This is a genomic window from Herbaspirillum sp. CAH-3, from assembly GCF_009668275.1.
In the GTDB taxonomy this organism is placed as follows: domain Bacteria; phylum Pseudomonadota; class Gammaproteobacteria; order Burkholderiales; family Burkholderiaceae_D; genus Herbaspirillum; species Herbaspirillum aquaticum.
The window spans coordinates 22,647-34,205 of sequence record NZ_VSWE01000016.1 but is presented as its reverse complement, the minus strand read 5'-3'; the positions used below and the strand labels follow the sequence as shown (position 1 = coordinate 34,205).

12 protein-coding genes are annotated in these 11,559 nt (G+C 65.4%); 7 read left to right on the top strand and 5 right to left on the bottom strand.

The genetic code is table 11. The features are described 5' to 3' along the window. Positions 1-14: 14 nt before the first annotated feature. The 5 genes from FYB76_RS20305 to FYB76_RS20290 all read right to left on the bottom strand — a co-directional run bounded on the left by FYB76_RS20305 (position 15) and on the right by FYB76_RS20290 (position 5,249). Entirely contained in the window at positions 15-1,175 is a 1,161-nt protein-coding gene (locus FYB76_RS20305; protein WP_154134839.1) for an ABC transporter substrate-binding protein, read from the bottom strand. Between the two features lie 180 nt (positions 1,176-1,355). Further along, the gene (locus tag FYB76_RS26705) at positions 1,356-1,526 is read right to left on the bottom strand and encodes a hypothetical protein (RefSeq protein ID WP_166675083.1); all 171 of its coding nucleotides are present in this window, start codon (positions 1,524-1,526) and stop codon (positions 1,356-1,358) included. Between the two features lie 44 nt (positions 1,527-1,570). Beyond that, positions 1,571-2,545, bottom strand: coding sequence for a quinone oxidoreductase (locus FYB76_RS20300; RefSeq protein WP_154134838.1), 975 nt, complete (start codon positions 2,543-2,545; stop codon positions 1,571-1,573). 69 nt (positions 2,546-2,614) lie between these two features. Continuing rightward, positions 2,615-3,535, bottom strand: coding sequence for a DMT family transporter (locus tag FYB76_RS20295; protein WP_154134837.1), 921 nt, complete (start codon positions 3,533-3,535; stop codon positions 2,615-2,617). Positions 3,536-3,593: 58 nt separating this feature from the next. After that, positions 3,594-5,249: a helicase HerA-like C-terminal domain-containing protein gene (locus tag FYB76_RS20290; RefSeq protein ID WP_154134836.1), complete on the bottom strand. Its 1,656-nt coding sequence runs from the start codon at positions 5,247-5,249 to the stop codon at positions 3,594-3,596. A gap of 228 nt (positions 5,250-5,477) precedes the next feature. On the opposite strand from FYB76_RS20290, the gene FYB76_RS20285 reads away from it, so the two are divergent. The 7 genes from FYB76_RS20285 (at position 5,478) to rlmH (ending at position 11,530) form a co-directional block, all read left to right on the top strand. Continuing rightward, positions 5,478-6,203: a YebC/PmpR family DNA-binding transcriptional regulator gene (locus FYB76_RS20285; protein ID WP_034336305.1), complete on the top strand. Its 726-nt coding sequence runs from the start codon at positions 5,478-5,480 to the stop codon at positions 6,201-6,203. An 85-nt stretch (positions 6,204-6,288) separates the two neighbouring features. Beyond that, on the top strand, positions 6,289-7,557 hold the full coding sequence (gene purD / locus FYB76_RS20280; protein WP_088757254.1) for a phosphoribosylamine--glycine ligase: 1,269 nt from the start codon (positions 6,289-6,291) through the stop codon (positions 7,555-7,557). A 189-nt stretch (positions 7,558-7,746) separates the two neighbouring features. After that, positions 7,747-8,577 (top strand): mechanosensitive ion channel family protein, encoded by an 831-nt coding sequence (locus tag FYB76_RS20275; RefSeq protein ID WP_154134835.1) that lies wholly within the window; start codon positions 7,747-7,749, stop codon positions 8,575-8,577. Positions 8,578-8,710: 133 nt separating this feature from the next. Beyond that, a complete protein-coding gene (gene hemF, locus FYB76_RS20270; RefSeq protein ID WP_088757256.1) occupies positions 8,711-9,631 on the top strand; it encodes an oxygen-dependent coproporphyrinogen oxidase in 921 nt (306 codons plus the stop codon). After that, a complete protein-coding gene (locus tag FYB76_RS20265) occupies positions 9,631-10,299 on the top strand; it encodes a nicotinate-nucleotide adenylyltransferase (protein WP_154134833.1) in 669 nt (222 codons plus the stop codon). The genes hemF and FYB76_RS20265 overlap by 1 nt, the downstream gene beginning before the upstream one ends. Continuing rightward, positions 10,299-11,060, top strand: a complete 762-nt coding sequence (gene rsfS / locus FYB76_RS20260) for a ribosome silencing factor (protein ID WP_154134832.1) — start codon at positions 10,299-10,301, stop codon at positions 11,058-11,060. The genes FYB76_RS20265 and rsfS overlap by 1 nt, the downstream gene beginning before the upstream one ends. Then, positions 11,060-11,530 carry a 23S rRNA (pseudouridine(1915)-N(3))-methyltransferase RlmH gene (gene rlmH, locus FYB76_RS20255; RefSeq protein ID WP_006464668.1) on the top strand — a complete coding sequence of 157 codons (471 nt, stop codon included), beginning with the start codon at positions 11,060-11,062 and terminating at the stop codon, positions 11,528-11,530. The genes rsfS and rlmH overlap by 1 nt, the downstream gene beginning before the upstream one ends. Positions 11,531-11,559: the final 29 nt, after the last annotated feature.

The following is an 11,559-nucleotide window of genomic DNA, read 5'->3' as shown; positions in this document are numbered from 1 at the left end:
GCGGCACCGTCGGCTCAATTGATGAAGCGTCCGCCGCTGCCGATGGCGGTCAGGTCGACGAAATCCGAACCACTATGATCGTTGCGGCTGAAGTGCAGGCTGAAGCCGCCGCCGTCGTAGTTGGCCGGGGTGATGCTCTCCAGCGCCCGGATCAGGCCGGCGCGGGTAAGCTGCGGGCCGGCACGGCGCAAGCCCTCGACCAGCACGCGCGCGGCGATGTAGCCCTCCAGCCCGACGAAGTTCCAGCCGCTGCCGCCGTGGCGTTCGACCGCCTTCTGGTATTCGTAGACGATGGGCAGCCTGGCCTTGTTGGGAAAGGGCACCACCTGGGTAATCTCGGTGCCGACCCCGCCCTGCTTCAGGCGCGCCGCCAGGGAGTGGCTGCCCACGAAAGAATAGTGCGAAAAACCGCCCAGGTAGCCCGCCGCCCGCATGCGCAGGATGAGCGCGGCCGCCGGTTGATAGGACACTGCCTGGATCACCACATCCGGGCGCAGCTGCATGAACTGTTCGGCAGCGGCGTCCACGGCATCGGTATTGCGCGCGATGGGCAGGCTCCCCACCACGGTCAGGCCGTAGACGGCCGCGCGCTGGCGCAGGTTCTCCAGCAGCGCCCGGCCCAGTTCGTCGTCCTGGTAGAACACCGCCACCCGCAGCCGTCCCGTGCCTTGCAGCTGGCGCAGCAGGAAATCGGTTTCCTGCTCATAGCTGGCGCGCACGTGGAAGATCAGGCGGTTGAAGGGTTCCCGCAGGGCGGAAGCCCCTGTGTGCGGGGCAATCAGTGGAATACCGGCTTCGCGGATGGCCGGCAGCGCCGCCAGCACCGTAGGCGTGCCGGAAAAGCCGAACAGCGCAAAGACCTTGTCGCGCCAGATCAGTTGCTGGGCATTGGCGAGGGTGCGTTCGGGTTCGTAGCGGTCGTCCAGGCTCAGCAGCCGCACGCGGCGGCCGTGCACGCCGCCACGGGCATTGACCTGGGCAAAATAGGTGCGCGCACCTTCCTGGAAATCACGCCCGACCTCGGCGGCCGGGCCGGTCAAGGGCGCGGACTGGCCCAGTACGATCTCCTTGGCGGTGACCCCATTCTCGGCTGCCAGCGCCACCTGCAGGCAACACGCCAGCCCCCATGCCAGGCGGCCGCACCAGACGGCGACCCCGTGCCAGCTCCTTCCCATCTTCCTCTCCCGCCAAAAAAGTTCTCCCTGGAAGCCCGGGTGTGAAGGAAATCACACCAAGGCCCGAAGGCAGCATTTGACGATCAAGGCGAAGAAAATTGCGCGATCCACGCATAGTCTTGGGTAAATCCCGATAACTTGCGAGATTCATACCGAAGTATTTCGATATCCGGCCAAAAACTAGGAGAAGTAGGCTTCGCTGGCGAAGGTAATGACCACGATCATGAGCACCGCGCAGATCAGCACCGCCAACAGCCGCCCGAACTTGGGCGAGCCGTCGGCGCCGGCCGCCTGCTCGGGGGGATGGCCCATGGGATTGTCGAGGCCGGGGTCGCGCGGGGGCTGGTCCATGAGAATTCCTCCTGTGGCAGGGTCATGAGGCGATCACGCGGCCATCACGGGATCAGGATGGTCGAACCGGTGGTCTTGCGGCCTTCCAGGTCGGCGTGGGCCTGGCCGACATCCTTCAAGGCGTAGCGCTGGTTGATCTCGATGCTGATCTTGCCGCTCTGGACCATGTCGAACAGGTCGCCGGCGGTGGCATCGAGTTCGGGACGGGTGGCGATGTAGTTGCCCAGCGAGGGGCGGGTCAGGAAGAGCGAGCCGCGCGAGGCCAGTTCGGACACGCCGAACGGCGCCACCGGACCGGAGGCATTGCCGAAACTGACCATCATGCCGCGCGGGCGCAGGCAGTCCAGGGAGCCGGTGAAGGTGTCCTTGCCGATGGCGTCATAGACCACCGGCACCCCTTTGCCGCCGGTGATTTCCTTGACACGTTCGACGAAGTTTTCGGTGGTGTAGTTGATGACGTAGGCCGCGCCATGCTCCTTGGCCAGGGCCGCCTTTTCGTCGCTGCTGACGGTGCCGATCAGGTTCACGCCCAGGGCGCGCGCCCACTGGCAGGCGATCAAACCGATACCGCCGGCCGCCGCATGGAACAGGATGGTCTCGCCGGGCTGCACGGCATAGGTCTGGCGCAGCAGGTATTGCACGGTCATGCCCTGCAGCATCATGGCCGCGGCGGTGTCGAAACTGATGGCGTCCGGCAGCTTGACCAGGATGTCGGCCGGCATCACGCGCGCTTCGGCATAAGCGCCATTGGGACGGCCGGCATAGGCCACGCGGTCGCCGACCTGGAAACCGGCCACGCCCGCACCAACGGCTTCGATGGTGCCGGCGGCCTCCTGGCCCAGGCCGGCCGGCAGCGGCTGCGGATAGAGACCGGAGCGGAAATAGCAATCGATGAAGTTCAGGCCGACGGCTGCATGGCGGATGCGGACTTCACCGGGACCCGGCTCGCCCACTTCCACGTCCACGTATTCCATGACTTCGGGGCCGCCGGTCTTGCTCATGCGGATTGCTTTTGCCATCTGGGTCTCCTTGTATCGGGTGGATTTCAAGCCTGGATATTCATATGTCGAGGGGCAGTATAGAACGCCTCAGCGCTTCTTGCGCGACAGCAGCCACATGCCCGCCAGCACCAGGGCGGTGCCGGCCAGCTGGATGCCGGTAATCGGTTCATCCAGCAGCACGGCCCCCATGAAGAGCGTCGAGACCGGCCCCACCAGCCCAGCCTGGGCGGCCGTGGGAGCGCCGATGCGAGCTACTGCCACCATGGTCAGGAACACCGGCAGCACCGTGCAGAACACCGCATTGAACAGTGAAAGCTGGTACACCGGGGCCACCTGCGTGACCAGGTCGGCGGGCGCGCGCAATATGAAGAACTGGATCAGGCAGGCCACGCTGGAGACGCACATGGCATAGGCCACCAGCCGCACCGCGCCGACCCGGCGCACCAGCTCGCCGGAAGAGATCAGGTAGATCGAATAGCTCAGGGCCGATCCCAGCACCAGGGCGCTGCCGAGGATGACGTTGCTGCCGCCGGTATGGAGGTCATGCTGGAGCACCAGCACGGTGCCGAAATAGGACACCAGCAGCGCCGCCCATTCGATCCAGCCGACCTTGCGCTTGAAGAAGAAAAAGGCGATCAGCATCACGAAGGAAGGCGTGAGGAACAGGATCAATCGTTCCAGCCCGGCCGAGATGTATTGCAGCCCGAGGAAATCGAGGAAGCTCGACAGGTAATAACCCATCAACCCCAGCACCACGATACGCAGCACGTCGGCGCGCGCCAGCGGCGGCTGGGTGCGCGCCTTCCAGAGCGCCACGGCGGCGAACATGGGGAAGGAAAACAGCATGCGCAGCGTGATCACCATGACGGCATCGACCTGGTAGCGATACATCAGCTTGGCCACGATGGCCTTGGCGGAAAAGAAGATGGCGCCGATGATGGCGAGCAGCAGCCCGCCCAGGAAGGCCTGGCGCGGGGTGGAATGAACGGGGGTGGGGGCGGCAGTCATGGCCGCGATTGTAAACCCTGGGCTGCGCCCGCGCCGCGCGGGCGGGCGCAGCGCAGCGTCAGCGCTTCTTCATCAACGAGCCGAGCACGCCGCGAATGAGCTCGCGCCCGACCTGCGAACCGATGCTGCGCGCGGCCGACTTGACCATGGCCTGCAGGGGAGAATCGCTGCGGCGATTGCCGCCGCCGCTGCCGAAGATGCCACCGGCGGCATCCTTGAGCAGGTCGCCCAGGCCGCCGCTCTCCTCTTGCTGGTTCTGCGGCGCAGGCTGGGGTTGAGGCCGGGACTGCGGCATGCGCGCACCGCCGCTCGGACGCGACGTGCCGGCAGGCGCCGGTGCGCTGCGGCCTGCCGATGCGCCCCAGGCATTGTCATCGGCCGGAGCGGGGGCTGGCTGCGGAACCGGGGCCGGTGCAGGGGCCGCCTGTGGCTGCTGGACGGCGCGGCCCTTCAGGCGTTCATAGGCCGACTCGCGGTCGACGGCCTGTTCGTAGACGCCGGCCACCAGCGAAGAGGCAATCAGGGCGCGTCGTTCCTCCGCACTGATCGGGCCGATCTGCGAAGCCGGGGTCAGCACATAGCCGCGCTCGACCATAGTGGGCCGGCCCTTCTCATCGAGGAAGGACACCAGCGCCTCGCCCACGCCCAGCTCGGTGATGGCCTGGGCGGTATTGACCATGGGGTTGGGACGGAAGGTTTCAGCGGCCGCCTGCACCGCCTTCTGGTCGCGCGGGGTATAGGCGCGCAGGGCGTGCTGCACGCGGTTGCCGAGCTGGCCCAGCACGGTGTCGGGGATGTCCAGCGGATTCTGCGTGACGAAGTAGATGCCCACGCCCTTGGACCGGATCAGGCGCACCACCTGCTCGATCTTCTGCAAGAGCGGCTTGGGCGCCTCATCGAAGAGCAGGTGGGCTTCATCGAAGAAGAAGGCCATCTTCGGCTTGTCCAGGTCGCCCACCTCGGGCAGGTGCTCGAACAGCTCCGAGAGCATCCACAGCAGGAAGGTGGAATACAGTCGCGGCGCATTCATGAGCTTGTCGGCGGCGAGGATGTTGATGATGCCGCGCCCCTGGGCATCGGTCTGCATCCAGTCCTCGATGTTCAACATCGGTTCGCCGAAGAAGCGGTCGCCGCCCTGCTCGTCGATGGCGATCAGCCCGCGCTGGATGGCGCCCACGCTGGCCGCCGAGATGTTGCCGTATTCGGTCTTGAACTGGGCCGCATTCTCGCCCACATGCTGCAGCATGGCGCGCAGGTCCTTGGTATCGAGCAGCAGGAGGCCGTGATCGTCGGCAATCTTGAAGACCAGTTGCAGCACGCCCTGCTGGGTATCGTTCAGGTTGAGCATGCGGGCCAGCATCAGCGGGCCCATGTCGGAGACGGTGGCGCGCACCGGATGGCCGAGTTCGCCGTAGACGTCCCAGAACGCCACCGGGGCAGCGGCCCAGGCCGGCTCGGGCAGGCCCAGCTGGGCCAGGCGCGCGGTGGTCTTGGGCGAGGCGCTGCCGGCCTTGCCCAGGCCGGAGAGGTCGCCCTTGACGTCAGCCATGAAGACCGGCACGCCGATCTCGGAGAGGGCCTGGGCCAGCACCTGCAGGGTGACCGTCTTGCCGGTGCCGGTGGCGCCCGTGATGCAGCCGTGGCGGTTGGCCAGTTGGGGCAGCAGGCACAGTTGCCCGCCGGCATGGGTGGCGATGGGAAGCGGATTAATCATCTCGACTGAGCCTTCAAGGCAAAAATGACGGGGTGGCGGTATGGTAAAATGCCCGCCCGATTATAGTCAGAACATGGCGCCAGGAAATGCATTATCGAGCCCTGGGCGCCGGGTCCCCTGCTGCAGCCATGCCTTGCCCGCGCCCGCCGGTCTTGCCGAGGCGCCTCCAGGCGCGGCTTGCGCAGGCCGGACGGTTCTGGCCCCACCCTCTCGCAGGAAAGATTGAACATGGCTGGACACAGCAAATGGGCCAATATTCAGCACCGTAAAGGCCGTCAGGATGAAAAGCGTGGTCGCGTCTGGACCCGCCTCATCAAGGAAATCACCGTCGCCGCCCGCATGGGCGGGGGCGATCCGGACACCAACCCGCGCCTGCGCCTGGCCGTGGACCGTGCCTCCGACGCCAACATGCCCAAGGACAACGTCACCCGCGCCATCCAGCGCGGCACCGGCGCCCTGGATGGCGTGAACTATGAAGAAGTGCGCTATGAAGGCTATGGCATCAACGGCGCGGCCATCATCGTCGATTGCATGACCGACAACCGCGTGCGCACCGTGGCCGAAGTGCGCCACGCCTTCTCCAAGTTCGGTGGCAACATGGGGACCGAAGGTTCGGTGGCCTTCCTCTTCAAGCACTGTGGCCAGCTGATGTACGCGCCCGGTACCGATGAGAATGCCGTCATGGAAGCGGCGCTCGAAGCCGGTGCCGAAGACGTCCTCACCGACGACGAAGGCGGCATCGAAGTGCTGACCGCCCCCAATGATTTCTCGGCCGTGAAGTCCGCCATGGAAGCCGCCGGCTTCAAGGCCGAAGTCGCCGAGATCACCATGAAGCCCTCCACCGAGACCGTGTTTGCGGGCGAGGACGGCGTCAGGATGCAGAAGCTGCTGGATGCGCTGGAGAACCTGGACGATACCCAGGAGCTCTATACCAACGCCGTGATCGAAGAATAATTCACCCGATCACCCGGCCGGTTTATACAGATACGGACAAGACGACCCTTTTTCGCCCCATTCGCCACTTTTATCTTCCTATCCCATGAAAATCCTAGTTGTTGGCTCCGGTGGCCGTGAACATGCGCTGGCCTGGGCCATTGCCAAGTCGCCGCGCATCCAGACGGTCTATGTTGCTCCCGGCAATGGCGGCACCGCGCTCGACGAGCGCCTGCAGAACATCGCCATCACCGATCCCGTGGCCCTGGCCGACTTCGTCGAGCAGGAGCATGTGGCGCTGACCGTGGTCGGCCCGGAAGGCCCGCTGGCAGCCGGCATCGTCAACGTCTTCCGCGCCCGTGGCCTGAAGATCTTCGGCCCCACCAAGGAAGCGGCGCAGCTGGAAAGCTCCAAGGACTTCGCCAAGGCCTTCATGCAGCGTCACGCCATCCCGACCGCCGAGTACCAGACCTTCTCGGACGTGGCAGCCGCGCACGACTACATCGCCAAGAAGGGCGCGCCCATCGTCATCAAGGCCGACGGCCTGGCTGCCGGCAAGGGCGTGGTGGTCGCCATGACGCTGGAAGAAGCGCATACGGCCGTGGACATGATGCTCTCCGACAACAAGCTGGGCGATGCTGGTGCGCGCGTGGTGATCGAGGAATTCCTGGCGGGTGAAGAAGCTTCCTTCATCGTCATGGTCGACGGCAAGAACATCCTGCCCCTGGCCACCAGCCAGGACCACAAGCGCCTGCAGGATCACGACCAGGGGCCCAACACCGGCGGCATGGGTGCCTACTCGCCCGCCCCCATCGTCACCCCGGCGCTGCATGCGCGCGTGATGCGCGAGATCATCGTGCCGACCGTGCAGGGCATGGCCAAGGATGGCATCCCCTTCTCCGGCTTCCTGTACGCGGGCCTGATGATCGATGCCGAAGGCAATCCCAAGACGCTGGAATTCAACTGCCGCATGGGCGACCCCGAAACCCAGCCCATCATGGCCCGCCTGAAGACGGACCTGCTGACCGTGTTCGAACATGCCGTCACCGGCACGCTGGACAAGATCGAGCTGGAATGGGACCGCCGTACCGCGCTGGGCGTGGTCATGGCCGCCCACGGCTATCCGGAAGAACCGCGCAAGGGTGACCTCATCACCGACATCCCGGCCGAGACCGCCGATTGCGTCACTTTCCATGCCGGCACCGTCCTCAACGGCGAGAAGCTGACCACCAACGGTGGCCGCGTGCTGTGCGTGGTGGGCCTGGGCGACAGCGTGAAGGTCGCGCAGAAGCACGCCTATGACGCTGCCGACCTGATCCACTTCGCCGGCTCGCAGATGCGCCGCGACATCGGCTGGCGCGCCCTGAAGCGCTAAGCCGGGCCGCATGCCGTGCAGATCCCCCGCAACGCCGTGCGTGTTGCGGGGGATTTCATTTTGCAGGCATGCGCGGCTCTTCCCGTGCCACTGCAACAAAATGACACTGCCGTAGCCTAAGCACGACGGGCGTTTCCGGCCAGCATGCCGGCGCCACGAACCGCATTCCCAGAAGAAAAGGACATATCGATGCCAGACCACCTGCTCAATTTCGAAACCTTGATCAACCTCTACCTGGTGCCTTTCGGGCTCAAGGTGATTGCCGCCATCGTCATCTGGATCGTCGGCGGCATGTTCATCAACACCCTCTCCAGGATCGTGCGTCGCGTGCTGACCGCACGCCAGTTCGAGACCACGCTCATCAACTACGCCAGCTCGGCCATGCACGTCATCCTGCGCATCCTGCTGGTGATGGGCATCCTGGAGGTGTGCGGCATTCCGACCACGTCCTTTGCAGCCATGATCGGCGCGGTCGGCGTGGCGCTGGGCGTGGCCTGGTCGGGCCTGCTGTCCAATTTTGCGGCCGGCATCTTCCTGGTGGTGCTGCGCCCCTTCAAGGTGGGCGACTACATCACCGCCGCCGGCCAGACCGGCACCGTCTCCGACATTGGTCTCGTGACCACCATCATCACTACCGACAACAACCTGCGCGTCATCATCGGCAACAACAAGCTGTTCTCGGAAAACATCATCAACTACAACGTCAACGCCACCCGCCGCACCGACCTGCGTTGCCAGATTGCCTACAGCGTCGATCCGCAGCAGGCCATCGCCAAGCTCTCTGAGCGCATCAAGGCCATTCCCAACGTCTTGCAGACGCCCGCGCCGGGCATCGTGATCCAGGAATTCAATGCCACCGGCACCCTGATCGCCCTGCGTGTGCACGCGCCCACGCCCAATTTCGGCCAGGTCTACAACGACGTGCAGAATGCCATCGCCGAGGTCTGCCTGAAGGAAGGCTGGCCGGCGCCGGCGACTTACCAGGTGGCCGTGCCCCTGGCCCAGCCGCCGCAAAACTGAGGCCTTTGCCCCACAACGCCGGTCCGGCATTACCTGCGGACCGGCTTTTGACGCCCCAGCCCGGGGCTGTCAAGGTACAATGGCGGGTTGGAACGCATTTCCGTCCAGTAACCGTGTACCAGAGCGACCCGCCGTGACCACCCATTCCAACGCCTCCACCAACACCGCTGCCGTCAAGGCTTACCTGCAAGACCTGCAACAGCGCATCGTCGCAGCGCTGGAAGCCGCTGATGGCAAGACTTTCCTGTCGGATTCCTGGGAACGCCCCGAAGGCGGAGGCGGCACGTCGCGCCTGCTGGAAGAAGGAAACCTGCTGGAACGCGGCGGCGTCGGCTTCTCCCACGTGATGGGCAAGAACCTGCCGCCTTCGGCGGCGGCCAACCGCCCGCACCTGGCGGGCCGCGCCTGGGAAGCCATGGGCGTGTCGCTGGTGCTGCATCCGCGCAATCCCTACGTGCCGACGGTGCACATGAACGTGCGCTTCTTCACCACCCATGCCGAAGGCGAAGAAGCCGTCTGGTGGTTTGGCGGCGGCATGGACCTCACGCCCTACTACGGCGTGAAGGAAGATGCAGTCCACTTCCACCGCACCTGCCGCGATGCGCTGCAGCCTTATGGTGATGACTTGTATCCGCGCTTCAAGAAGTGGTGCGATGACTATTTTTACCTGAAGCATCGCAAGGAGCCGCGCGGCGTGGGCGGCATCTTCTTCGATGACTTCAATGCCCTGCCCTTCGAGCAGGCGTTCGCCCTGCAACGCAGCGTGGGCGATGCCTTCCTCGACGCTTACCTGCCCATCGTGGCGGCGCGCCGGGAGACGCCCTACGGCGAGCGTGAACGCGACTTCCAGGCCTATCGCCGGGGGCGCTACGTGGAATTCAACCTGGTCTTCGACCGGGGCACGCTGTTCGGGCTGCAGTCCGGCGGACGGACCGAGTCCATCCTCATGTCCATGCCGCCGCTGGTGAAGTGGCGCTATGACTGGCATCCCGAGGCGGGCAGCCCGGAAGCGGCGCTGTATTCGGACTTCCTGGTCCACAAGGAATGGCTGTAATGGTGCCGCCCGCGGCGCAGCGCTGCATTGCCGTGCTCGGCGGCAGCTTCGATCCGGTGCACAATGGCCATGTCCTGTTGGCCGAGCATTTCGTGCAGTTGCTGCAGCCCGATGAGCTGCGCGTGATCCCTGCCGGCAATCCGTGGCAGAAGCACGGCTTGCAGGCCACCCCGGCCGATCGCGTGGAAATGGCAAGACGCGCCTTCGACCGCCAGCAGGTGCCGGTGGTCATCGATGAACAGGAAATTCGCCGCGCCAGCGCGACCTATACCATCGATACCCTGCGCGCATTGCGCGCCGAGCTGGGACCGGAGGTGTCCATCGTGTTCCTGATGGGCGCGGACCAACTGCAACACCTGGACACCTGGCAACACTGGCAGGAACTGTTTGACCTGGCGCACCTGTGCGCCGCCTCGCGGCCCGGCTTCGAGCTGGCCGACGCTCACGTGCCGCCGGCCGTGAGGGAAGAATTCAAGCGGCGCAGCGCTGCGCCGCAAGAGATCCGCAGCACCACGCACGGATACGGCTACCTGGCCCTCGGGCTGGCGGTCGATATCTCGTCGACTGAAATCCGTGCCCAGCTGCAACGCGGCATCCGACCCGATTCGCTGATCCCGGGCAGGGTGCTAGACTATATCGAACAACAACATCTGTACCGAACTCAATAATGGACATCAAAAAACTGCAAACCCTGGTCGTGGACGCCCTGGAAGACGTCAAGGCCCAAGAAATCCGCATCTATGACACCTCGCACCTGACCAGCCTGTTCGACCGCGTGGCCATCGCCTCCGGTACCTCGAACCGCCAGACCAAGGCGCTGGCTGCGTCCGTGCGCGACAAGGTCAAGGCCAAGGGCGGCAACGTCGTCAGCGTTGAAGGCGAGGACACCGGTGAATGGGTGCTGGTCGACCTGGGTGACATGATCGTGCACATCATGCAGCCGGCCATCCGCACCTACTACCGCCTGGAAGAAATCTGGGGCGACAAGGAAGTCAAGCTGGGCGCGGCCAAGCGCACCGGCACCTCGGCTGCCGCCAAGCGTGCCGCGGCCGACGAAGCCCCGGCCCCCAAGACCCGCCGCACCCGCGCCCAGGCTGAAGCCGTCGAAGCCAGCCAGGCCCTGGACGACGACGAGGACGCACCGAAAAAGCCGGCCCGCAAGCCGCGCGCCACCACCACCAGCACCACCGGTACCCGCGCTGCTGCCGGCACGACCCGCACCACCCGTACTACCGGCACCAAGACCACGGCGGCCAAGACCACCACCACCCGTGGTACCGCAGCCGGCAGCAAGACCACGACCACCAAGGCCGGCACCACCCGCAAGGCCGCTGCGCCCAAGACCCCGACCGGCAAGACCGTGCGCGTGGCGCCCGCCAAGAGCGAGACCGCCAAGAAGCCGGCCGCCAAACGCACCAGCAAGGCTTGATGCAGCTGGTCATCGCGGCCGTCGGCCACAAGATGCCGGCATGGATAGAAACCGGCTTCCAGGAGTATGCCAAGCGCATGCCACCGGAATGCCGGATCATCCTCAAGGAAATCAAACCCGTCGAACGTTCCGGCAGCCGCACGGCAGAAACCGTGATGGCGCAGGAGCGCGAGAAGATCGAAGCGGCGCTGCCCAAGGGCGCGCGCGTGATTGCGCTGGACGAACGCGGGCGCGACTGGACCTCGGTGCAGTTGTCCCAGCAGCTGGTGCAGTGGCAGCAGGACGGGCGCGACGTGGCCTTCGTCATCGGCGGGGCTGACGGGCTCGATCCCGGCTTCAAGGCCGGTGCCGATACGCTCATCCGCATCTCCAGCATGACCTTGCCGCACGGCATGGTGCGGGTGATGCTGGCCGAGCAGCTCTATCGCGCCTGGTCAATCACGCAGAACCATCCGTATCACCGCGCCTGACGGCGTCCACCGCCGGCTTCCGGCCTCCC